Annotated in this window: 24 protein-coding genes; 3 read left to right on the top strand and 21 right to left on the bottom strand. The window is 35.6% G+C overall.

The features are described 5' to 3' along the window. Window positions 1-9: 9 nt before the first annotated feature. The 5 genes from MKX78_RS03955 to MKX78_RS03935 form a co-directional block, all read right to left on the bottom strand. Window positions 10-402 (bottom strand): GntR family transcriptional regulator, encoded by a 393-nt coding sequence (locus MKX78_RS03955; RefSeq protein ID WP_341052704.1) that lies wholly within the window; start codon window positions 400-402, stop codon window positions 10-12. Between the two features lie 18 nt (window positions 403-420). Then, window positions 421-660 (bottom strand): GntR family transcriptional regulator, encoded by a 240-nt coding sequence (locus MKX78_RS03950; RefSeq protein ID WP_307315017.1) that lies wholly within the window; start codon window positions 658-660, stop codon window positions 421-423. A 125-nt stretch (window positions 661-785) separates the two neighbouring features. Beyond that, complete coding sequence (locus MKX78_RS03945) at window positions 786-1,364, bottom strand: hypothetical protein (protein WP_307315019.1); 579 nt, start codon at window positions 1,362-1,364, stop codon at window positions 786-788. Window positions 1,365-1,761: 397 nt separating this feature from the next. Further along, window positions 1,762-3,657: an endonuclease MutS2 gene (locus MKX78_RS03940; protein ID WP_307315022.1), complete on the bottom strand. Its 1,896-nt coding sequence runs from the start codon at window positions 3,655-3,657 to the stop codon at window positions 1,762-1,764. A gap of 385 nt (window positions 3,658-4,042) precedes the next feature. Then, the gene (locus MKX78_RS03935; protein ID WP_322910221.1) at window positions 4,043-5,011 is read right to left on the bottom strand and encodes a tRNA dihydrouridine synthase; all 969 of its coding nucleotides are present in this window, start codon (window positions 5,009-5,011) and stop codon (window positions 4,043-4,045) included. A gap of 209 nt (window positions 5,012-5,220) precedes the next feature. Here MKX78_RS03935 and MKX78_RS03930 point away from each other — a divergent pair, with 209 nt between their 5' ends. Next, complete coding sequence (locus tag MKX78_RS03930; protein WP_341049889.1) at window positions 5,221-5,442, top strand: cyclase; 222 nt, start codon at window positions 5,221-5,223, stop codon at window positions 5,440-5,442. A 117-nt stretch (window positions 5,443-5,559) separates the two neighbouring features. Next, entirely contained in the window at window positions 5,560-6,195 is a 636-nt protein-coding gene (locus MKX78_RS03925; RefSeq protein WP_341049887.1) for a DUF998 domain-containing protein, read from the top strand. A gap of 397 nt (window positions 6,196-6,592) precedes the next feature. Here the strand turns inward: MKX78_RS03925 and MKX78_RS03920 are convergent, their stop codons facing one another. From MKX78_RS03920 to MKX78_RS03880, 9 genes are all read right to left on the bottom strand, one after another. Beyond that, window positions 6,593-6,874 (bottom strand): hypothetical protein, encoded by a 282-nt coding sequence (locus MKX78_RS03920; RefSeq protein WP_341049885.1) that lies wholly within the window; start codon window positions 6,872-6,874, stop codon window positions 6,593-6,595. A gap of 9 nt (window positions 6,875-6,883) precedes the next feature. Next, window positions 6,884-7,273 (bottom strand): SHOCT-like domain-containing protein, encoded by a 390-nt coding sequence (locus MKX78_RS03915; protein WP_341049883.1) that lies wholly within the window; start codon window positions 7,271-7,273, stop codon window positions 6,884-6,886. 14 nt (window positions 7,274-7,287) lie between these two features. Next, window positions 7,288-7,653, bottom strand: coding sequence for a DUF2089 domain-containing protein (locus MKX78_RS03910; protein ID WP_095370559.1), 366 nt, complete (start codon window positions 7,651-7,653; stop codon window positions 7,288-7,290). Between the two features lie 152 nt (window positions 7,654-7,805). Beyond that, window positions 7,806-8,303 (bottom strand): YehS family protein, encoded by a 498-nt coding sequence (locus MKX78_RS03905; protein ID WP_307315028.1) that lies wholly within the window; start codon window positions 8,301-8,303, stop codon window positions 7,806-7,808. Between the two features lie 160 nt (window positions 8,304-8,463). Then, on the bottom strand, window positions 8,464-8,940 hold the full coding sequence (locus tag MKX78_RS03900) for a TRAP transporter small permease (RefSeq protein WP_341049879.1): 477 nt from the start codon (window positions 8,938-8,940) through the stop codon (window positions 8,464-8,466). 54 nt (window positions 8,941-8,994) lie between these two features. Then, a complete protein-coding gene (locus MKX78_RS03895; protein WP_341049876.1) occupies window positions 8,995-10,029 on the bottom strand; it encodes a TRAP transporter substrate-binding protein in 1,035 nt (344 codons plus the stop codon). Window positions 10,030-10,053: 24 nt separating this feature from the next. Further along, window positions 10,054-11,367 carry a TRAP transporter large permease gene (locus MKX78_RS03890; RefSeq protein WP_328199765.1) on the bottom strand — a complete coding sequence of 438 codons (1,314 nt, stop codon included), beginning with the start codon at window positions 11,365-11,367 and terminating at the stop codon, window positions 10,054-10,056. 15 nt (window positions 11,368-11,382) lie between these two features. After that, complete coding sequence (locus MKX78_RS03885; RefSeq protein WP_328199796.1) at window positions 11,383-12,522, bottom strand: MFS transporter; 1,140 nt, start codon at window positions 12,520-12,522, stop codon at window positions 11,383-11,385. Window positions 12,523-12,874: 352 nt separating this feature from the next. Beyond that, complete coding sequence (locus MKX78_RS03880; RefSeq protein WP_328199764.1) at window positions 12,875-14,752, bottom strand: sigma 54-interacting transcriptional regulator; 1,878 nt, start codon at window positions 14,750-14,752, stop codon at window positions 12,875-12,877. A 117-nt stretch (window positions 14,753-14,869) separates the two neighbouring features. Here MKX78_RS03880 and MKX78_RS03875 point away from each other — a divergent pair, with 117 nt between their 5' ends. Next, window positions 14,870-15,751, top strand: coding sequence for a carbon-nitrogen hydrolase family protein (locus tag MKX78_RS03875; protein ID WP_341049868.1), 882 nt, complete (start codon window positions 14,870-14,872; stop codon window positions 15,749-15,751). A 58-nt stretch (window positions 15,752-15,809) separates the two neighbouring features. Here MKX78_RS03875 and MKX78_RS03870 read toward each other — a convergent pair whose 3' ends face one another. The 7 genes from MKX78_RS03870 to ahpF all read right to left on the bottom strand — a co-directional run bounded on the left by MKX78_RS03870 (window position 15,810) and on the right by ahpF (window position 24,128). After that, window positions 15,810-16,631 carry an HpcH/HpaI aldolase/citrate lyase family protein gene (locus MKX78_RS03870; RefSeq protein ID WP_328199762.1) on the bottom strand — a complete coding sequence of 274 codons (822 nt, stop codon included), beginning with the start codon at window positions 16,629-16,631 and terminating at the stop codon, window positions 15,810-15,812. A gap of 50 nt (window positions 16,632-16,681) precedes the next feature. Then, window positions 16,682-17,863, bottom strand: a complete 1,182-nt coding sequence (locus MKX78_RS03865; protein ID WP_341049865.1) for a CaiB/BaiF CoA transferase family protein — start codon at window positions 17,861-17,863, stop codon at window positions 16,682-16,684. A 20-nt stretch (window positions 17,864-17,883) separates the two neighbouring features. After that, window positions 17,884-18,393, bottom strand: a complete 510-nt coding sequence (locus MKX78_RS03860; protein WP_328199760.1) for a MaoC family dehydratase — start codon at window positions 18,391-18,393, stop codon at window positions 17,884-17,886. Between the two features lie 26 nt (window positions 18,394-18,419). Beyond that, on the bottom strand, window positions 18,420-19,580 hold the full coding sequence (locus tag MKX78_RS03855; RefSeq protein WP_341049862.1) for an acyl-CoA dehydrogenase family protein: 1,161 nt from the start codon (window positions 19,578-19,580) through the stop codon (window positions 18,420-18,422). Then, window positions 19,577-20,965 (bottom strand): MmgE/PrpD family protein, encoded by a 1,389-nt coding sequence (locus MKX78_RS03850; protein ID WP_341049859.1) that lies wholly within the window; start codon window positions 20,963-20,965, stop codon window positions 19,577-19,579. The genes MKX78_RS03855 and MKX78_RS03850 overlap by 4 nt, the downstream gene beginning before the upstream one ends. 220 nt (window positions 20,966-21,185) lie before the next feature. Continuing rightward, window positions 21,186-21,836 (bottom strand): isochorismatase family protein, encoded by a 651-nt coding sequence (locus MKX78_RS03845; RefSeq protein WP_328199757.1) that lies wholly within the window; start codon window positions 21,834-21,836, stop codon window positions 21,186-21,188. A 762-nt stretch (window positions 21,837-22,598) separates the two neighbouring features. Next, window positions 22,599-24,128 carry an alkyl hydroperoxide reductase subunit F gene (gene ahpF / locus MKX78_RS03840; protein WP_307315039.1) on the bottom strand — a complete coding sequence of 510 codons (1,530 nt, stop codon included), beginning with the start codon at window positions 24,126-24,128 and terminating at the stop codon, window positions 22,599-22,601. Between the last annotated feature and the right edge of the window lie 10 nt (window positions 24,129-24,138).

Below are 24,138 nucleotides of genomic sequence, written 5' to 3'. Positions count from 1 at the left end.
TGTAATTTGCTATTTTTCTAGTTTTTCTAAGATTGCTTCTTTTGTTTGGCGAATATGAAGCGTTAATACATGGTGTAATGTTGCAATATCCTTTTTAATGAGTGCTTCTAGCAATTGCTCATGTTCTTTTTGAGAGAAAATTAAATAGTCTAGTTTGGTAGAGTATATATTCATATATGGCTCCACCCTTCCCCAGACAATACTCAACATCTCAAGCATCGGTTTCGACTGGGCATACGTATATATCAACGTGTGAAACTGTCTATTTAACTCATTCCATTCCGCCGGTGATGTCAGTTTCCTTTCCATCTCCAATACTATTTCGCTTAACCTAGCTAACGCTACACTATCAATATGTTTATACGACCATTCCAAGGCCATTTTCTCTAATGTTAATCTAATTTCAAATAATTCAATTAATTATTGCGATGAAAGCTGCCTAACAAAAATACTCCTCCGTTCAAAATGGACAAATCCTTCTGATTGTAATTTATTTAATGCTTCTCTAACCGGCATTGTACTGACATTCAATTGGTAGGCTAATTTTCTAATAGAAATTCTTTTACCTGGCGGGAATATACCATTCATGATGTCTTTTCGGAGACGCTTATACACTTCTTGAGATAATGTGGGGACAGTAATTACTTCGCTTTTACGCATTTATGGGATCGTCACCTCCTTTATGTGATATGTGATCACAGTTATAGCTTCTATGATACCTATCACATAGAGAGACGCAATGAATCTGTTAGAAAATATGACAAGGAAAATTTAAAACCCATTCACTATATTGAGACAAAAAAAGAATCTTCTCCTTCAGGTTGTTCTATTTCCTTATACAAATACTCTTTCAGCTTCCCTTCATATTCAACCTGTATAAAGGGGATATTGCGGAGATCATACGGAGTGATTAATGATAGCGGTTTTTCAAATTCGATGCTGTCAGTAGCGTGGATGACTGAAGCTACAAACTGAGAACAGAAGAAAGCTTTTCTCCTTTTCAAAGGTTTATTAAACAGCACACCAAATAGACCAAAGAGATTATAACGATAATCCTCCTTTTCGGATTCGATTGTAGCAATATATTGTTCCATTTTCCTCAGTTCTTCATTATTTACTGTGAAAGAATAAATGATGCAATCCGCATGTTTCAACAACCCTTTGTTAATATTCTCTACTACAAACCCACCTATAAAAGGATTCCGTGGCTTTTTCCTGCCAAAACTATATACTTTTGCTAATTCATGATCAAAGGCGATAGATGCATGATTATAACTTCTCTTTGTATAGATTTTTATCAATTTCGTAAAGTACGTACCTGTATCTGTTAGTAAAATATAAACCTTTTTGTTACTTAAACCCATAACCGTCTCTCCTCTAGCCAACGAAGGAAATATAAACAAATCCCGATAGCCACCATTTTTTCCGATTGCTTAAGCTAATCATACAAATGGAATCGTGACTGATTAACTAGCTAGAGTCTAAAGTTCCGCTAGGTCTTTGGTCGTAATTCATCAAACGATACCTTTTCAGTTATTGGATGCTTCTTAGGAATGCATGGAGTGAGGGTGCGGTAATGAAGATCAAATAGCATCAGATTTCGCCTATATACCATTTTTTGAACACGTGCGATTTCTCTCTGGATGAACGCGCTAATTCCTTTGGCTCAGCTCACTTTCTTAAACTCCTCACCATTTTAAGTTGTTACTAAATATGAAAACCCGAATCCTTATATATGGACTCGGGTACATCAATATTGTTTTATTTTTTCCGCATTTCCTTCTGAATTTTCCGTAAGGCTTTCTTCGAACCGCGGTTAATATCGTGTTCCAATTTCCTTGTAGCGAAATCAGTGAATAAGGTTTCTAAATCGTAACCTTCTGGATATAGTTCCTGTGCTGGGAGATTTAAGGTAATTCGTTTTACATTTACTTCAACCATTTCTCCTTTATAGTAGACCACAACATTATAGAATTGATCCATTTCTTTGTAGATAATCGCAAAGTCATTATGATCCAATAGTTTTACTCTGTCACCTTTTTTATAATCATATTTTGCTGTAATTGCTTCGACCTTGTGTTTAGGCTGACGTACTTTATCTGGATTCACTTGCTTTAGTTGATAATCTTTATTCTCCATATAAGCTTCTGCTCGCTTTAATACGGATTCTTTCATATTCATTTTGCGAGAAATCCATAATGCGTTGCTATCGCCTGATTTCCCGATAACTAACTGATACAACGGTGATAAAGTTTCCTGATCGAATTGCATCGCTGCGTTCATAAAATCACTATGCAATTCTGAATAACGTTTGATTTCCCCATAATGGGTTGTTGCAATGGTTAGACAGCCCATATGATAGAATTCCTCTAGTATCGCAATTGCAAGTGCTGCTCCTTCATTCGGTTCAGTACCACTGCCAATTTCATCAAATAATAAAAGAGTACGATGATTGGAGGCGTTCATGATTTCCGACAAGTTTTTCATATGAGATGAAAACGTACTTAATGCATTTTCTATACTTTGATTGTCGCCAATATCAACGAAAATATGTTCAAAAATGGCGATCTCCGTTCCCTCTTTTGCCGCAATATGAATTCCTAACATCGTCGCTAAAGTTAATAACCCAATTGTTTTTAATACAATTGTTTTTCCACCGGCATTAGGTCCGGTAATGATTAAACTTCTATAATCTTTACCAATCTCAAACTGAAGGGGTACGGCATCTTTCGGCAACAAGGGATGCTTACCATTCACTATTTTAATGTAGCCATGATCATTGACCTTTGGCTGTATGCCAGTAATATGCTTACTATATTTCGCCTTCGCAAATACCATGTCATACTCGCTAATTAACTCCATATTTACTTTTATTTTTTGTAACTCTTCTACTATCATCCCAGATAGTGTCGCTAATATTCGGTATTCTTCCATCTCTTCTTCTACTTTAAGGCTTGCTAATTCTGCACTCAACTTCGAAACGGTCTGTGGTTCGATAAATACAGTAGAACCTTTCGAAGACACTTCAATAATGGCACCTGGTACTTGACCTTTATAAGAGGCTTTAATTGGAATTGTATATCTGTCATCTTTTTTACTAATAAAGAACTCTTGGATATACTTCTTATTCGTCCCATTGTTTAAAAATTTATTTAAACGCTCGTTAATTTTTTCTTCTGTCGCTTCTTTTTTAAAGCGGATCTTTTTTAACTCTCTACTAGCTGACGAATCAATTCGACTGCCTTTAATCGTAAAATTGATCTCTTCCTCTATTGTCTTCATTTCAGACATCGACTGAGCATAAGAAGCAAGCGTTGGTGCGAAAAACTCTTTGCTTTGCATGAATTGTTTGATTTTGCGACAGCCTCGTAAAAAGTCAGATAAACTAACTAAATCACTCGGTTGCAAAATAATGTCCTTATCAAGTGAATCGATAATGCTTTCAATGTTTGTAATACCTACAAAAGGAATATGACCCTCGGCATCTATGATTGCTCTGGCCTCAGTAGTTTCCTGTAAGCGGTTGTTCACCACTTTTATATTTGTACTCGGTTCTTGTTTGTCGATTAACCTTTTACCTAAACCGCTCACACAATAAGATTGCACAATTTGTTTTAATTCGTTATATTGTAGTTTTTCAAATGTCATATTATTCAATTTCGATGCTCCTCACTCATTTTTTAATTGTGAAGACACCTACTTATTAGATTCCAAAGATTTCAAACAGAAAAAGCCGCAGGGATACCCCGCAGCTTTTACATTTATAAGGCAAGAAGACGTCATGAACCATAGCATAGCTATCCCTGTTCATCACATGCTTTATAAAGTATAGTAGGTATCTTCATAGGTTGAAATCAATCCATAACAAATATCAGGGAATCATTAAGAATTTTTTCCCCTTTTGTTATTACATTCATTTCAAATTTTAATTGCCTATTTAGAACCTACTGCACTCATAAATGCACCTCTCCAAATTCATATGGAATCTAATTACCAGTATCATATCATATCGATAAAAAGAAGTAAACATTCATCTTTTCTCTTATGAATGATTTATTCTGTCAAAATCATCAAGCAACGCACGTGCTTCATCCGTTGACTTTGTATTCATTAATTGATTTCTTAATTCTCCCGCTCCTTTAAAGCTACGAACATAAATTTTGAAAAAACGATGAAGGCCGGTATATGGGCGCAGCTCCAGCCCTGCATATTGATCATGAAGATCGAGATGCAATCTTAATAGATCCAATAATTCTTTACTACTATGCTCTTTCGCTTCCTTTTCAAAAGCAAATGGGTTTTTAAAAATACCTCGGCCAATCATTACACCGTCAATTCCGTATTTTTCTGCTAGCTCTAATCCCACTTGGCGGTCAGGAATATCACCATTAATTGTTAACAGCGTATCAGGAGCTACCTCATCACGGAGCTTTTTAATTTCCGGAATCAATTCCCAGTGTGCATCTACCTTACTCATTTCTTCTCTCGTACGAAGATGAATCGAGAGGTTGGCAATATCTTGTTTTAAAATATGTGTAAGCCAATCACGCCATTCGTCGATTTCACTATAACCGAGCCTTGTTTTAACACTAACAGGCAATCCCCCTGCTTTTGCCGCAGCAATCAGCTCAGCAGCAACATCCGGGCGACAAATCAATCCGCTACCTTTACCGTTTCCAGCAACATTCGGAACAGGACACCCCATATTTAGGTCGATGCCTTTAAATCCTAGTTCCGCCATACCAATACTCATTTCACGAAAATTCTCAGGTCTATCTCCCCATATATGCGCCACCATCGGCTGCTCATCTTCTGTAAAGGTTAAGCGACCACGAACACTTTTTTGTCCATCAGGATGACAATAACTTTCCGAATTTGTGAATTCAGTAAAAAACACATCTGGCCGTGCTGCCTCACTAACGACATGACGAAAAACAACATCCGTCACATCCTCCATCGGTGCAAGCACAAAGAATGGGCGTGGCAACTCACGCCAAAAATTTTCTTTCATCATGTATTCAATCCTCTCACGGTGAGATATCTATTTATAAAATTTACCTTCTTCACTTATAGCATGTTTACACACTGCTTTTCAAACAACAGTTAATTTTGACATTTATAGTTTATCATATCGGGGAATAAGATGGTTTGTATAAGAAGGTCACTTTATGCCCCCTAAACGAATATGAATAAAACAATAATAAGGGAGGGGGCAATATAATGGATAAACGCGTACAATTCGACTTCGAAATAGAATTTACCAATGGGGGAGGCTTACAAGGACAAGATTTTCGCTTGGATATTGACGAAGATACGATCTCAGATGAAGATCTGGCGGACTACATTGTAGAAGTTATGAGATTGTTAATGGTGGGGACACTGAAAATACTAAATAAAAAAATCATTCACGAAAAACATAAACGGATGAAAAGCGAGGAATAGTGTGGCCACTTAACGCTTTTCAGCCTCAAGCCTTAAACCAATATACACAAATAGCCCATACCATTTAGGAAATAATGGATATAAAATATACATAAACTTTCTCTCAGGAGGAATCTCATGTATATATCAAAAAGAATAGGCTTCTTAAGTTGGGGGATGACTTGCCTATACTTTCTTATTGAACCTTTCTTCATTTTTACCTCAACATCGTCTTATAGCTATTTACATCATGCTATGAGTGACCTTGGTGTAACTACCTGCGGTGAATTCACTTATGCATTCGCACCTTATGAAATATGCTCCCCTCATCATGTGGGAATGAATGGACTCTTTTTGTTTAACGGATTAACCTTTTGTATCGGAGTACTATATCTCTCCCAATACTTACGCAAATCATTGATTAATCGAATGGCAACATCGTTTATCCTTTTAATAGGCATTTCTACCTTTATCTCAGGCTTAATCCCTGCTGATGTCAATTTATTAGGGCACTCTATTCTCGTATGGATCGCTATGATAACCATATTTCCAGGCCTACTCATTTTCGCTAAGAAACTGACAGCCATTAGAAAATGGACATATTCTTGCACAGCAAGCTTAATATTCATTACTATTCTGATTTCCCTTGTTCCACTCTTTCCTCTCCCTTCAGGATTACTTCAAAGGCTCTTTTATTTCATATTGTTTATTTGGGGAACAGTATCCACTTATCTTTTAATAAAGCGTTCTAAATCTTTGCCTGCGTCGAACTAAGATGCAGGTTTTTCTTCAAACATCTTCTCTATTTTTTATTGCTTTTATACTTTATTAAATTACGGAATAGTATCACAAACCCAATAATAATCAAGCCAATCACTACTGCGGGTAGGACGTAATAAATAAAGATAATAAACATTTCCGTCTCTTTACTCCATTCCACACCAATACACCGTCCTTTATTTTTACTTCTTCTCCTCTGTTAGATTAAGAGTCGTTTTACATATCATCTATATGATTAGTATGGCGATTAGATTTATTTAGGAGGAAGTTATGCGTATAACCTTTTTTATTAATTATTTCTTTTTTTAGTTACCAATTTTCATAAATTTTATTTACCCTGCTAACACATAAAAAAAAGGAACTGGAATTAATATAACCACTTCCCTTAAAGTTACAGTCTCACCTTCACTTCAGTTCCATCATTCGCTACTACATCTACTAATACCAAGCCCTTATGACTCTTCATTTCTTTCAGAATAGGTTTCAGCCATTTTTTATCCATTTTTGGGATGATAAAATCAACTTCTTTCTTTTGCAGTTGTTGATTGATTCCAGCATATACATGCCGTTGAAACACTTTGGATAAAAGAATAGAGCACCCAATATTCAATGCAGCATGAGGAACTGGAATCGTTAATCGCATACCTTCTGTTCTCACCGTAATTTTCAGCATAGGATGTCACTACTCAATAAAGATTGAAACGGTATCTCCGTCTGCTGACTTCACATCAACAATTTGGCCGTCCAATTCATTTTCTATCGCTTCGATAATTAAGTTAATATCAATATCTTTCACGTATTTCGCAGACTCAGGTATACTCGCTGCAATATTATGCCCTGCTAACAACACCACTTTGACAAGTTTGATTGGTAGATTAACTGTGACATTATCATTTTCAGATGATTTTACACGGATTTTGAGTACTTTTTCCATATACTTACTTGATGATTCGGGCTGCTTACTTTCTTTCTCTTCCTTCTCTTTTAACACCTGGATCAGCTCTGTCCCTTTATCGGCATCTATTTTTCCTTCTTGCACCATCGTTAACACTTTTGTGATTTCCTCTTTCATACCAATACGCCTCCTTATTCTCCTTTTAAGAGCTTAATTGCTTCGTCTGAATTTATTTCACCGTTTTCCAACATCGAGATGACCTTCTTCTCATCCACTTCAGTCTTCTTAGACTGTTTATAACCAAGTGATGAAATGATATCTGAAAGCTTGCTGCGAACTGTCGGATAAGAAACCCCCAATTCCTTTTCAACCTCTTTTATATTACCTCGACAAGTTAAGAACACTTCCACAAAATGCAACTGATCGTTAGACAAAGACGCTAACTTAGATAATTCGAACTCATTTTCAATCGTCGTTTGGCAATGTGCACACTGCAATTTAGTAATTTTCAATGTTTCACTACATACAGGGCAACTCGTAATCACTTTATAAGCCATAACGCACTCCCTTCATTTAATTTTATTTGATTATATATTAATTATATTAATATGTAAATTAATATAATTAATTTTTTAGCTATATTTATTTAATTTATTTTATTTTTGAACAAAATAAAAACAGCAGGATTACTCCCACTGCTTTTTTTATATCATGCTTCCCTATATTTAACAGTCAAACCTTTCAAAAAGTTCCTAGCAAAGTGATCTAAGCACACTTTATAATTTTTATGTCCTTCTTTTCTAAGAAAAGCGCCTATTTCTCCTTTTGAAACGTTGAGTCCCGCTTTTCTAAAGATATCAATCATATCCTCTGTTGTTAATGCCAAGGCAATTTTGACTTTCTTTAAGAGGATATTATTGATATGTCGATGGCTCGTGATCGACGGGTCCGGTGTATTCGCTTGCCCGGGTTTCGGTTCTTGTTTTCCTCTCTTATAAATAATGAGGCCATTTAAGAACGAATTCAACATCGCATCAGTTAATTCAATTCGGTTTTCCGCCTCATCTTCATCAAACTTTTTAAGAATCTTCACCACCTCTGGCACTGAAACCTCTTCCTCACCTAGTTTGAAAATCTCTGCCATTTCACTATTTTTAATATCCAACGCATATCGCAATCGGATTAAAAGATCATTATTATCAACCATAATTATCGCTCCTTCTTTAAAAAAGACCACTTTGTAACGTAGTAGCCTTATTTTATTTTAACACTGTCATTGTTACTCAATCCACATTTGATGCAATTTGCATATTCATTACAAAAAGGATGGAATTTTTATCCCATCCTTTTACAAGTCAAGCTCCCTCTTAATTTTTGCCGTATAGCTCTTTAGCCAAAGAATGTAGATAAAAAAATGAAAAGAACAACATACCAATAGGTACAGCAAAATATACATAACCCATTGGTAATCTTAATGGAGAATGCGATGTGATACCTGTCGAAAATAGATGTTCAATATATGCCACACCGACATAAACAAGAAAAGCACCATAAGACATTCCTATTATATTCGTAATAATCGTAGTTATTTTTTTGGTTTTGGCACCAAAGCGTGATGTGAATAAATCAACCAAGATGTGATTTCCCTCTTTCCCTCCTTGACCAAGTGTTAAAAAAATAGCCCAAATGAGAGTGAAAACTATAACTTCCTCAGATATAGCATACGAAATTGAGAAAACTTGCCTGCTGATTGCCTCAATTAGCATCCATAAGCATGAAACGATAAATAAAAAGACTGCTATAGAAGTAACGACTTTATCTTGAAACTTTTCTATTAACTTCAATTACTTCCCCCTCCTGTTTTGGATGAATATATAAAATTGGGTATCAACGGTGCTTTACTCGCTTTTATATTTATCTGTAAGACTATTAAAGTCTTCCAAAGCCTGTGGAGATCGTTCTTTAAATTTAGAATGGACCTCTTTTGTCTTTTCTTTCCAATCATTAATTTCATTAGTAGGTATATAATGTATTTTTCCCCATTCATTTGTTACTACTTCTATATACTCTTTGTCTAAATTTATCGATTCTTTCCATTGATCAATAGTTATATCATTTAATGTATCTTGTATAAGGGTTTGTAAATTATCGGGTAAATTTTCAAACCAAGCTTTATCTGTTGCTATTGAATAAGTAAAAACCTGCATTCCAGGTACAACCAATCCATAATTAGCAACCGTTCCTACAACGTCTTTCCACCCATCTGGAGAGGTGTTAACACCATCAATTACACCTTGAGAAAGAGAAGTAGCAATTTCCGTTGCAGGTAATGATACACCTGTTGCTCCTAAAGAATCCATCATATCAGTGGCGATATGGCCAGAGACTGTCCGAATTTTCATTTTGGAAAGGTCTTTTATATTTTTAAGCTCCTTGTCACTACTTAAAAAAATTCCCTCAGCTGTCCTCATGACACCTAAGACTTTAATTCCATTTTCTTCTACATAGCTATCTAATAAACGAGTCATTTCTTCCCTATATTCTGGCTGATCAATAATGGTTTGGTCATCTAGGATAAACGGTAAACTGATCACACCATAATCTTCATTCAATGCCTCTAAATGGGCAGAGACCGGCCATACCATATGGACAGACCCAGTCCCCAGGGCTTGTATCGCCTCTCCATCTTTAAAGAGTTGACCTCCAGGATGTATAACAACCTCTAATTGCCCATTACTTTCTGCTTCAACTCTTTGCTTAAATTCTTCCATATATTTATGTTTAGGGAAGCTTTCAGGCAGTTCATGTGTCATGATGACCTTATAAGTTTCTTGATCCGAACTTGCGTTACTTTTTCCACACCCTGATAACGTTAATAAAAGAAGACTTATGATTAAAGTAATAATCAAGCTTGCTTTATAGTTTTTTTTCATTCAAACCACCCCTTGTTTTCATTTTTATAAATTGAATAGTAATAAACTAATTTGAGGAAAGTAAGTAACCAATATAAGTGATACGAACATGACAATGTAGTAGGGACCCACTCCCCTTGCAACTTCCTGAATAGGCATTTTTGTTAAACCACTCATAACGAATAAATTTAGGCCAACAGGTGGTGTAAGTGTAGCGATTTCTATATTCATAGTGATGATTACAGCAAAGTGAATCGGATCGATTCCTAATGCAGTAGCTACCGGGAATAGAATAGGAGTGACGAGAGCGATAACAGTGATTCCATCTAGAAAAAGACCAAGAATAAGAAGTAATAAGTTGACTATAATAAGAAATTGCCAAGGTTCTAACCCTAATGCTGCGATTGTAGAGATGATTCCGTTCGTTAAACCCAGACTCTTGAGCATGAATGCAGTTAATGCGCCACCTATTAGGATGAGATAAATCATTCCAGATTGGAGTAAAGCGCCTCTACTAATAGACCATAAGTCTTTTACCTTAATAGCTTTATAAATTAAAGTCGCTATTATTGCGGCATAAATAACAGCTACCGCTGAGACCTCTGTTGGTGTGAAGAATCCGAGATATATTCCACCTAATATTAAAACAGGTAAAAGTAATACCGGAGAAGAAGATTTAAAAGTTCTCCAAGTATATTGTTTGGCATTTTCCGGCGGTAATTGCGGTAAAGATTCACTAGATGCGGCTATCTCTTTTTTTGTTTCCCAATTATTTTTTTTGCATAGCCACCAAGTAAGCAGAATAAGCATAATAGCTTGCATGATTCCTGGAACAATCCCAGCGGTAAACAGATCGATAATCGGAACGCCAATCATACTACCAATTAGAATAAAACTTAGACTAGGTGGTATAAGCAGTCCAAGCGTACCGCCAGTAGCTACTAATCCTGCGATAAATCTTTTTGGGTAACCCCTTTCACCCATTACAGAAACTAAGTTTTTGCCGATAGCTGCAGCAGAGGCCGCACTTGATCCAGATACCGAAGAGAAGAAAACGCTTACAAACATTGCGGCTATAGCCGTGCCTCCATGAATTTTTTTAAAGATAATATCTGTAAAATCTAAGACCTTTTTTGCTAAATCTCCTTTCATGATAATGTCTCCAGCTAAAATAAAAAAAGGGATAGCAGCAATTGCATAATTATTAGCAGATTGAAATGTTTGCTGTGCGATGATATCAAAGCTAGTATCCTGATAGAGTACTAATATAATTAAAGCACTTGCACCTAGCGCGACACCAATATGTGTCCCTATTATTAGTAACAACAATAACACTAAAATAAATATTGTAATCTCCAATTATTAACCCCCTCTTTACTCAGATATATTATGTTTTCTGAAGCTGTAACTGATTAAACCAATAATGAGAATGATTAGCCCGCAGGAAAGCCACATGATTTTATAACTCCCAGTCATATCAATGATCCAACCTGAAATAGGTGTTCCAAATACTGCCCCTAAATATACAAAAGAGAGACCTAAACCACTAGCTAAACCAATTAGTTCTTTTGGAACAACTTCAGAAACCATTAACACGAATATGCCATTCCACCCTTGCGTTGTAATGCCTAGCATGAGTACAAGGAAACAAGTAACAATAAATAAAAGGTGGCTAGAAATTAAACATAGTACAATCACGAAAATTCCCGAGAGTATTGCCACCATTGTTAAAATAATCTCTCTATCCCTGTTAAAGTATCGATCACTTATGAATCCCCAACCAGCCCTCCCAATAACACCACCGATTTGCAATAGAGCTAAACAGAAGAGAGCGACTGAAAATGAGAGATTTTGATCTTTTAAATATAAAACTAAGTAGGTCATTACACTGAGTTGAACCCAAATAAAAAAGACGATAACAACAATAATCTTTATTAATTTTCGATTATTTAATAATTGTTTTATATTTTTCGCAAAATTCGTCCTATTCGACGTAAGGTTGGGTTCATTTAATATTTTATAATGAAACAAGCACATGATAACCAACAGTAATGCAATATAAAACAAGCTGTAACGCCATCCTACAAAACCAGCGATAACGGGAAGAATAAGAGTACCTAATGCACTTCCAATAGAGACTCCCATTTGCTTGATTCCCATAGCCGTTCCGCGATTAAATTCATTAAAGTTTTCCATTATTGATTTATTTGTTCCTGGCGTGATTCCTCCATAACCCACACCTAATAAAAACAGAAGAAGAAGGACCAATAAATAGCCGTTTACAATGGAAAAAGATAACAAGACAATGATTAATATAATCATGAAAAGTAATAATGTTTTTGTTGCCCCTATTCTATCCGTGATGACACCAGATGGAATCGCGATTAAAGAAGACCCTAAAAAAACTGCAGAAGTCATCCATCCAATTTGTGTATTTGTTAAGTAGAGCTCATTCTCAATCAAGGGGATCAATGGAACATAACCATAATAGGCTAAGGAAGAAAGGGCTTGCACAAGTATCAGCCACACTAAAAATTTATTTAGAAGTTTAGGGCCATCTTTTTTTTTACGATTTCTGTATGCATTGCTTCACCTCCGTTTTGACAGTTGCAAATATACAAGCAAAAATCATACCAACATGAAAAGATCGGACACCTTTTGGTAGATCATGAAAGCAGAGAGTATTTTTAATGATATAAAGTGCTATTATGCTAAAGAAAACAGCATTAATTATATTTTAAAGGGAAATGTCTTGTTTCAAGTAACACATGAAAATAACGTTATGAAACTATTTTTGGAACATCTATGTAACAAAAAACAAAAAGCATATTCAAGGTATGTTTATTCACACCAATAAAATATGCTTTTAAATATTAAATTGTTTGATCTTACGCCAAAGAGTTGTTCGAGAGATGCCAAGTATTTCAGCTGCTTGATTTTTATTCCCGTTTGTCTCATGTAGAACACGAAGTATTTTTTGTTTTTCATCTACTATAGGTGAGTCATCTATGGTGTTCTGAAGGTATGACTGTCCAATATGTGAATCTTGTTGAATGAATTCTTGTAATATATCATTGAATAGTTTGACTAAATCAAATGTAGTATTAGAAACTGACATTAGTGCACAGAACCTTTGTGCAAAATTTTCTATTTCTCTAACATTTCCTGGCCAAGAGTAATTTGATAAATGTTTATGCGCAATGTTAATTAAGTAGTTTGCCTGTTGTTCATCTAATCCATATTTGATTAATAAGTGAGTTAAAATTTTTGGAATATCCTCTAATCTTTGTCTAACAGGAGGAACATGAATTTGTAAAACATTTATCCGGTAGTAAAGATCTTCTCTGAATAGTTTTTGTTGAATTAATTGAGTAAGAGATTTATTCGTTGCAGTAATGATTCTAACATCTAGTGTGATAATCTTTTTCCCTCCGAGTCTTATAACTTCTTTTTCCTGTAATACCCTAAGTAGTTTAGTCTGCGTTTCTAACGGTATTTCACTTATTTCATCTAAAAATATGGTACCGTTTTGTGCCATTTCAAAGAAACCTGGCTTCCCGCCTTTTTTTGCACCTGTAAATGCCCCCTCTTCATATCCGAACAATTCACTTTCTAGGATGTTTTCAGGAATGGAAGAACAATTAACTGGGAGAAATGTATTAAGTCTGCGATTACTGAAGTGATGAACACTGTGTGCAATTAATTCTTTCCCTGTCCCTGATTCTCCATAAATAAGTAATGGAGCATCAGATTGAGCGTATTGTTGAGTCTTCAGTATTGTCTTTTTCATTATTTGGGAATGGTGAATAATGTTTTCGAATTTATATTTAGGGTTCATGTGTTCTTTTAAGTGATGACTATTCCCCCTTTGCTTAAACTGCTTGATTGCTACGACGTATGTTTTACTTTGAGCACTATTTAAAATAGGTTCAACCATGATTTGTTCATTACCCTTTGTGATAATCTGCGGTTCACTTTGGTTAAGTTTTAACTCTAGGTTTATCCATTCGTCTAATTTCTCCCCAATTACTTCATGTTTATTTTTTCTATTTAGATACTCTATCCCTTCATGGTTGGTATCGATAATTCTTTGATTTTGATCAAGAATAAAGATAGCGTGACCCGCATGCTTTAGAATTACGTCTTTTATTTTGGAGTAATTGAGCATTTTATTCTTTGTAGCGGCAAATTGATAAGCTTTAATAATCTCTAATTTTAGAGTATCCTTTGAGTAAATAAGAATATTAGGAATATTTTTCTTATTAGCTATTTCACAAACAGAGCTAGTACCCAATACCACATTAAACCCACTATTGTAATACTCCACCATTTTATTCTCTGCTTCTTTTAAGTCTGAGTAATAAATACGCTTTATTTCGATATTTAACATACCTTCATATTCTTCTAGATTGAAATTTTCTTCTGGAAAATACATGAGCATAATTCTTTTCCCATAATGAGTTGCATGAACGAGCCCTTTAACTAGGTCCGCTTCTGTAAACTGAAGAGGATAAAAAGGGACGAGATAAGTAAGTTCATAATAATCTTTGTTTATCATTTCTAGATGTGCGCCACTAGTAATAACTAAATCATATTGCGCAAACAATGTATTATCTATTTTATGTAGTTCTCCAAAATTGACTTCTAGTATATCCAGGTTTAATGGTAAATTTAAAAGTTCAATTGCTTCATGGTATAGATGTGAGAAATTCTTATGTGTAATGGTCAGAATATTTGTAGTCAATATAATGCCTCCTTCCACTTAGATTATACAGAATATTATTAAAAATAAAAATATTATAAATTGCACTGCATGGAACGTTTATTGCATATAAAAAATAGACGGAAGGAGTTGTATATAATGAGAAAATACAAGATAGCAGGCATTCAAGTTGGAGCTTATGCAGGTAACTATGAAAAGAATTGGACGAAAATTTATCAGACTACTGAAGAAGTCATTTTAAAGGAAAGACCTGAAGTAGTTGCTTACTCTGAATTAATGCATGTCCCCTATTTCGCGAGCTTGAAAGATGATCATTTTTTCTCCTTTGCTGAAGAAATGAATGGTCATACTGTTAGAAAAGTCTCCGATATTGCCGTAACTTTTGGCGTATACATTGTCGGAACATTGTTCGAAAAAGAGGTAACATCTCAAGATGTGAATTATTTTAACACTGCATTTATTTGTTCGCCTATTAGTGGAGTGATTGGTAAGTACAGGAAAGTTCATCTTCCCTGTGTAAACAACACATCACTTACGACAAACGAAAAATACTATTTCGAAAAACATGGGGGTGGTGGTAAAGAGTTTCCTGTATTTACACTTGATAACGGTTTAAAAGTCGGTATTTTAATTTGTTTTGATCGATCCTTCCCCGAGGCCTGGCGAGCACTATCTATACAAGGAGTAGATTTAATCATTGTCCCAACAGCTACTTATGGTTTTAGAAAAGATTTATTTATTCAGGAACTACAAGTTCGAGCGATGGAAAACAATGTGTTTGTGTTATGTGTGAATAAAGCTGGTAAAGAAAAATTAAAAGGAGAAACAAAAGAGAGGCATCATTTTGGTTCCAGTTGTATGATTAATCCTTTCGGGGAAATAATTCAATGTAGCAATGATGAGGAATGGTCTTCCGTTGTTGGCGTTATTGACCTTAAAGAAAATAATATAAGTCGTCAAAGAGTTGATTGGAATAAAGAAAGGAAACCTGGAGTGTATCACCCCTATTTACATCCGTAAGTACTAAAAAAAATAAAAATACATTCTTTTTTAGAGTTAAGAATGTATTTTTATTATATTAACCCATAGATATTAACCTTTTGGCAAGCAAATAAATGGGCCTGTCAATTAACTTGCCATCAATATGCGTGGCACCTTTATTTTGGGTATTCTCATATAACGCTATCACACGGTTACACCAATCCAATTGATCATCGGTTGGTTTATAAACATCATTGACCCACTCAATTTGTTGAGGGTGAATGAGTAACTTACCTGTAAAACCAATTTGCTTTCCCTTGTGTGCATCTTTCAAAAAATTTTCTTTGTTATTAATCAATGGAAAAACAGCATCAATAGGAGGAAGTGCTCCCTGCAATTTGGAGTCCAGAACAATCTTATTCATAGCATATAGACGTTCGATTCCTTCTTCACTCCAATTGACACCAATATCTAAGGCAAAATCAACCGACCCAAAAGCTACTCTTGTAACAGCAGGATGATTTAGAATTAAGTTGGTATTGTTGACACCATTAGCTGTTTCTATCAATGGTAAAATCTCTAAGTCTGAATTTAATAGTTCAGTTGATAAGTCAATCGGTGTTTGATTCTCGCACTTTGGAATCATGATCCCATCAATATGTTTTAATTTATTGATCATATTTATGTCATCGAAGAACCATTGAGTAGTTAAAGCATTAATTCTAATATAAATTTTCAAATTTTTCGTAGTGTTATTTCTTTCTTTAAGGAAATTATAAACTAAAGCTCGTGCTTCTTTTTTCTCTTCTACTACAACTGCATCTTCAAGATCTATTATTATGACATCTATCGGATATTTGTCAATTTTCCCTAATTTTTTCTCATTGTTACCTGGTACGAATAAAAAAGTTGTATCCATTGACCTAGATCACTTCCTGACCTTTAGAAAAAGTAAATAGCATTATTCCACTAAATAATCCCACTGGTTTTTAATTGTTCGTATTCTCTCTCATAACCTAGTTCGTTATAAATTTCTTTATTATGTTCCCCTAAAAATGGGGCAGCTTTATAACAAGGAGAGTAACTTGATACCTTAATAGGAGTACCTAACATTTTAATAGTACCGAAGTTCATTGAATCAACTGGAACAATCATGTCCCTTTGCATTGCTAAGGGTTGGTGTAATGCTTCTTGAACAGTGTTAACAGGAGCAATTGGTACTTTTCCTCTGAGGGTTTCTAACCAATAAAGAGATGTTCTAGTTTTAAAGATTGTCTCCAATTGGTTAATTAATTCTTCTTTATTATCTAATCTAGCTTGGAAGTTACTGAATTTCTTATCGGTAGCTAATTCAGGAGCATCCAATTCCTCACAGAGGAGGGGAAAGAACTTTTCTTTATTACACATCACAACAACATAACTATCTTTTGTTTGAAATAATTGAGAAGGCACCAGAGTTGGATGTGCTGAGTGTTTAGTACGTACAGGTTCATACTCTTTGTTTAAATGCCAAATAGCTAAATAATTTAAAACGGATAAAGATGTATCAAATAAACTAACGTCAATATCTGATCCAATACCAGCATTCTTAGCTTGGAAAATACCAACCATTAAGCCTAGTGCGGCCATCATTCCCGTGGAGAAATCAACGATAGAGATACCAGATTTTGAGGGTGGTGCGCCTGGTTCACCTGTTAATGACATATGACCATTCATTGCCTGTAGTAAGTAGTCATATGCTGGCTCTTTAGCCATCTCTCCAGTTGTACCAAATCCTGATAAAGAACATGTAACGATTTGTGGGTTTATGTGTTTCAAATGGTTATAGTTAATTTTAAGCTTCTCAGGGACATCTCCTCGTAGATTATTAAATACGGCATCTGAACTTTTTACGAGTCTTTCGAATATTTCTCTCCCTTCATTGGATTTCAAATTTAAAGAAATACTCTTTTTATTCCGATTTAATGATTGAAAAAAAAGACTATCATTATTCTGCGCATAAGGAATAACCGCTCTAGAAACGTCACCATTAGACGTAGGATCCTCAATTTTAATAACTTCAGCTCCTAAATCAGCTAAATGAAGGGTAGCGTATGGACCTGCTCCATATTGTTCAATAGAAATGATTCTTAATCCCTCTAGTGGTTTCATCTAATACCTCCCTCGAATGGTTATGCTTGATAAGCATTGTTTTTATGTGTATATGCACGAGGTGCAAATTCTTCTTTTGGCACTAACAATTTTCTTCTATAGCTCATGACATCTTGATTATTTTGATTACTTATCCTCGTCTCAACGTAGACAATTCCACGGTCATTTTTGCTTTTAGTTTCCCATTTTTCTAATATCTCCGTTCGACCATAGAGAGTATCTCCACGGAATGTTGGTTGTAAGTGTTTAATATTTTCATATTCAAGCATAGCGATAGCTGCACCACTAATATCATTGACTGTCATCCCCACAGCTATAGAAAATACAAGTGTCCCATTTACTAAGTTCTGCTTAAATTGTGTTTGTGATGCGTAATGGGCATCTATGTGTAACGGGTGTTGGTTTAATGCAAGTAGACTAAATATCATATCATCTGCTTCTGTTATTGTTCTTCCTGGCCAGTGTTTGATTACATCCCCAACAATAAAATCCTCATATACTCTACCGAAAGGCGTATGCACTTCTGCCATCATTAAAAACCTCCAAATATTTAATTTTAGATCTTATATTTTTCTACTAAACTTTTACTTATAATTATTTTCTGCATTTCATTAGTACCTTCACCAATTAACATAAGTGGTGAATCCCTATAGTATCTTTCAATATTAAACTCCTTAGTGTATCCATAACCACCATGTATTCGCATACCTTCACTTGCCAGTTCAAATCCTGCTTCTGTGGCAAATAACTTGGCCATACCAGCTTCTAAGTCACTTCGTTCTCCATTTTGTAGTTTTGTGGCTGCATTTAGCGTGAGCAAACGAGCAGCTTCCAATTTCGTTCCCATGTCTCCAAGTTTTAACTGTATAGCTTGATGTTCACAAATTGGAACACCGAAAGTTTTTCTTTCTTGTGCATATTTGATTGAATCTTCGAAAGCAGCTCTAGCTAATCCAACTCCACGAGCAGCAACGTTTACTCTACCTAATTCAAGGCCACCAAGTACCTGTTTAAACCCTTTCCCCTCTTCTCCACCTATTAACTGATTAGAAGGGACTCGGAAGTTTTCAAATGTGATTTCACATGTTTTTACACCTTTATACCCTAACTTTTCGATGTCCCTTTGCACATAAAACCCATCATTACCTTTTTGAATAATAAATAAACTAATGCCTTTATATCGTGGCTCTATTTTAGAATTTGTCTTAGCGGCAAGAATAAACGTATTTCCATAACGCGCATTTGTGATAAACATTTTACTTCCATTAACAATATAATGATCACCATTAAGAGTCGCTTTTGTAGATATGTTTTGAACATCGGTACCTGCTTCTGCTTCAGATAGGGCTAAACCTCCACGACACTCCCCTGTTGCAAATTTTGGCAGAAAAGTCATCTTCTGCTCTTCAATTCCGTACTTTTCCACAATGTAAGCCATGATGAGATGGCTGTTCAAGATTCCTGCTACACTCATCCAATGTCTTGTTATCTCTTCAATAATTAAGGCATACGTAACATAATCTATAGCGAAACCACCGTATCGTTCAGGTATTGTGAGACCAAAGAATCCCAACTCTTTCATTTTTTCGACTATTGCATGTGGATATTCGTCAGCATGTTCTAATTCACTTGCAACTGGAGCAATTTCGTTTTTACAAAAGTCCCTTACCATGTCTAAGACTTGTTGTTTTTCTGCAGTTAATGTATATAAACTCATGCATGAACACCTCCTTTGAAATTTAAGGTTAAGTCATTTATACTTTTTATTCTCTCTAAGTTTTTGATTTCTTCTATTAAATACTTCTGTTGATTCGGCTCGTAGCAAGTAGATGTAACATAGCAAAACTTTTCGATAAGCTCATTCCATGACATCGGGTTTTCTGGATCTCCCTTAGGGTAATCAATTTCTTTTTGAAAGATGCCCATACTTGATTCTATTTTGACTCTTGCCGGCCATTTTTTAGGGAAATCCACTTCCAAATCTTTTCCTCTATGGCAATATACTTTGTTCATAAAATCTTTCACTTCCGAACGATGAACAACTTGATCATCGTATTCTTCTAGTAAAGTACGTTTATAGAGAACTGCTACCGCAGCACCAAAGTGCATACTAAATTGTGCATCCACAGATGATTGTGGATTTCTTTTTTCTTTTTCTGGAAGAGCAACAATAGGGAGACCCGTTTGAACCATTTCGATGTCAATTCTGTTAATATCACTTGCTTTTAGACTATTTTCCGACACTATGTTCAAAATTAAATCTAACGGACCCTGTTTATACCGACAACAAGCATGAGGTTTTATACTTGTTTTTAATATATAGTTATGATCATTAGAGAATGGGAAAATCACTTCTTCAGGTTTAACATCGATTGAGTATGCTTGTGCAAACCCTTTATCTCCTTCTATTATGGAATTTGGTCCAGTAAAACCTGCTTTAGCTAATTCCGCAGCTATAATCCCATTGTGTGCTGCCCATCCTGGGTGTAGTCTCTTTGTCCATGATCCTGTATTTAAAAATTCCATAGATGCAGCTGCTTGACTTCCTGCAATACCTAAAGCGTTTACAATTTGTTCCTTAGTTAAGTTGAGCAACTTACTTGCAGTGGCAACTGCAGCGAAGGTACCTACAACCCCTGTTGGATGGAACCCTCTATCATACACATTTGTTGGATTCAATGCCTTACCAAGTCTCCCCATTACTTCGTATCCTATTACCGCCGCTAACATTAAGTCCTTTCCTGATTTCTTATTAGCCTCAGCTATAGCGAAAGCCGTGGGGAAAACCACAACAGCTGGGTGTAGCGATGCCTCATTTATGACATCATCTAATTCAAGGCTATGAGCTGATGTCCCATTAGCCAAGGCGGCATACTGCGGTAAAGGACTTAAATGATTGGATCCTATAACTACTCCATTCTCATCCCCCCCCAAGGATGCAATAAAAGATTGTATAGGTTTACTAGATTTAAATGTACTACCTCGAGTAGCTAACCCAATAAAGTCTAGTGCAAGGTATTTTGTCCGATTCTTAATGTCTTCGCTTAAATCTTCGTACGTAATGTCACATATTAAATCTGCTATTACTTCAGCTATCTTCATATTTTCTCCTCCGCTATTTTTATATTATTTCAGTTAAATAAAAAGCAAGTTCTGTGCCAACTGAGAAACATGATAAGTTTAACTGCTCTTGAATGTTTTATTACAAAGAGGATGTTTCAGTTTGTTTCATCATGGAACCAATTGGAACAAAAGGATATGATATGTTCCTCGCGTATAGCAAAAACGCTATTTTTATCCAAAATAGCGTTTCTCCATTAGGTTATTTGTTTTTTTCTATTGCCTGTTTAATTTCATCGTTGGTTAGGATATCTCCATAGCGATTATTAATATCAAAGAGATTAGCACTATGCGATTCGAGGTTCTGGTCACCTACACAATCCTTTGCAATGATTGTACGAAAACCATACGAAAATGAATCAATAGCTGTAGCCCTTATACAGCCACTAGTTGTACATCCTGCGATAATTATTGTATCTATTTGGTTACGAATTAAAATATTCGTTAAATTGGTATTAAAAAATGCCGATGGCATCTTTTTTACTATTACAGTATCTGCTTTTTTCACTTCTAATGATTCGTCAAGTTCAGCCCACTTACTTCCTATCAAAATTTGTGATAATATAGGTACTTTCTTTGGCCAAAGACCTATATCCATTTTGTTCTCATCATAAGCTACAACAGTATAAATAATTGGAATATCCCGGTTTCTCACAATGGAAATAAGTTCTGATGTACATTGGAGTGCTGATAAAATTAAAGAATTACCTCCAATAGGCGAACTGTTGCAAGTAAATGCTTTTTGAAAATCAACTACTAATACTGCTACTTTATCTCCTATTCCTATTGTCCCCTGTCCATAGCCAGCATCAAAAAAATCTTTAGTCTTACTTGAATTAGATATAGCCATCATCCCCCTTAAAATTAAATACCGGTACATTTGATATTAGCAAATTCCATACCAATGTTAGATTTTTTGTGGTTGATTTCTACATACACTAACCATTTAAGTACTGTGGAATAAGAAAAGGTAAAATTATGTAATGCAAATATACCCATATAAAATAATTATATTTTTTGATTATTAAACATTTTGATTATGCATATGAGATTACTTATTATCCATATTTTATTTTAAAGTTAAATTAGCAAAAAATTTATATACAAATACGTACACAAGTAGAGGAATGTTCTTTAGGATGTGCGCGCAAATCCTATTTACAAACACAAATAGGGGAAATTCTCTTAGGATATTTGCGTAAATCCTATTTACGAACACAAGTAGGGCAGATTCTCTCAGGATGTGTGCGCAAATCCTAAATACAAACACAAGTAGGGGAGATTCTCTCAGGATGTGTGTGCAAATCCTATTTACGAACACAAATAGGGGAAATTCCCTCAAGTTGTGTCCAAATCGCATATACGATCACAAGTAATTTGCAAACCCTTTTTTGTAGTTAACTCCATTAGTTTCTTTTAAACTTGCACGTGATAGCATTTGTACTATGTAACCTCCATATCCAGATTCGTGTAAAAAGAACAACTTTTCCACAATTGCACTTAACCTCCCAAATGAGGTTTATCCAAGGCAATAGAGTAAATCAAAATCCTCATAAAAAAAGAGAAAGGCCAAGATGAGTTTCAACTCACTTGACCTTTCTCCGCAAATATATATTTAATTCCTAATCAGATAATCAAATGCACCTAATGATGCGTTGGCACCTGATCCCATAGAAATTATAATTTGTTTGTACGGGTTGTTCGTACAGTCACCTGCTGCAAATACGCCTGGGACGTTTGTTGCACCATGGTTATCGACGACGATTTCGCCTGTTCTTGTGCGCTCAATCGTATCGCCTAACCAATCCGTGTTTGGAACAAGACCAATTTGAACAAAGATTCCTTGAAGTTCAATATGGTGTACTTCTTCTGTTTCACGGTCTAGATAAGTGATACCATTCACTTTATCTGTACCCGTGATTTCTGTTGTTTGTGCGTTCTTAATCACTTTTACATTCGGTAAGCTATACAGACGCTCTTGTAGGACCGAATCGGCTCTTAGTTCTGCACCGAACTCAATAACTGTTACATGTTTAACGATACCCGCTAGGTCGATTGCTGCCTCGATACCTGAATTACCGCCACCGATGACCGCAACGTCTTTTCCTTCGAATAATGGGCCGTCACAATGTGGACAGTAAGCAACACCTTTATTTTTGAATTCTGCTTCACCAGGTACGCCAACGTTTCTCCATCTTGCACCTGTGGAAAGAATGACTGACTTACTCTTAAGAACTGCACCGTTTTCTAATTCCACTTCAATGAGTTCTTTTCTTTGTAAGCTTTTCGCGCGTTGTAGATTCATCACGTCGACATCGTATTCTTTCACATGTTCTTCAAGACTAGCTGCAAGCTTAGGACCTTCTGTATACTTCGTACCGATAAAGTTCTCGATACCTAGCGTATCCATGATTTGACCACCGAATCGCTCAGCAACAACTCCAGTACGGATACCTTTACGAGCAGCATAAATCGCTGCACTCGCACCTGCTGGTCCACCACCAACAACTAGTACATCAAATGGATCTTTATTAGAAAATTCAGCTGGATCTTCTGTGCTACCCATCTTCGCTAAAATTTCATCTAAAGTCATACGTCCACTACCAAACACTTCTCCATTAAGGAAAACAGTTGGTACGGCCATGATGTTTTTGCTATCGACTTCTTCTTTAAAAGCCGCGCCATCGATCATTGTGTGTGTAATGCCTGGGTTTAACACACTCATGATATTCAAGGCCTGTACCACATCAGGACAATTATGGCATGTCAGACTAACGTAAGTTTCAAAATGAAACTCTCCTTGAATATTCTTTACCTGTTCCATCACCTTATCATCTACTTTTGGCGCGCGGCCACTTGCTTGTAATAAGGCTAATACTAAGGAAGTAAATTCATGACCAAGAGGAATACCAGCAAAAGCTACACCTGTATCTTCACCCATGCGATTCACGCTGAAGCTTGGTGTTCTTTTTAATGTAGCTGTTTCTACCTTAATTTTAGATGACATTGTTGCAAGTTCATCAACGAGAGAAAGCATATCTTTTGATACGTCATCGTCTCCGGTACTTACTTTCAGTAATACATCGCCCTCCATCAGTTGAAGATACTGATGGAGTTGCTCTTTAATTTCTGCTTCTAATATCATGGGGTTCCAC

Source organism: Cytobacillus sp. FSL R5-0569 (assembly GCF_038007265.1).
Lineage (GTDB): Bacteria > Bacillota > Bacilli > Bacillales > Cytobacillaceae > Cytobacillus > Cytobacillus kochii.
The sequence above is the reverse complement of the archived record's forward strand: the minus strand, read 5'-3'. Positions and strand labels throughout refer to the sequence as shown.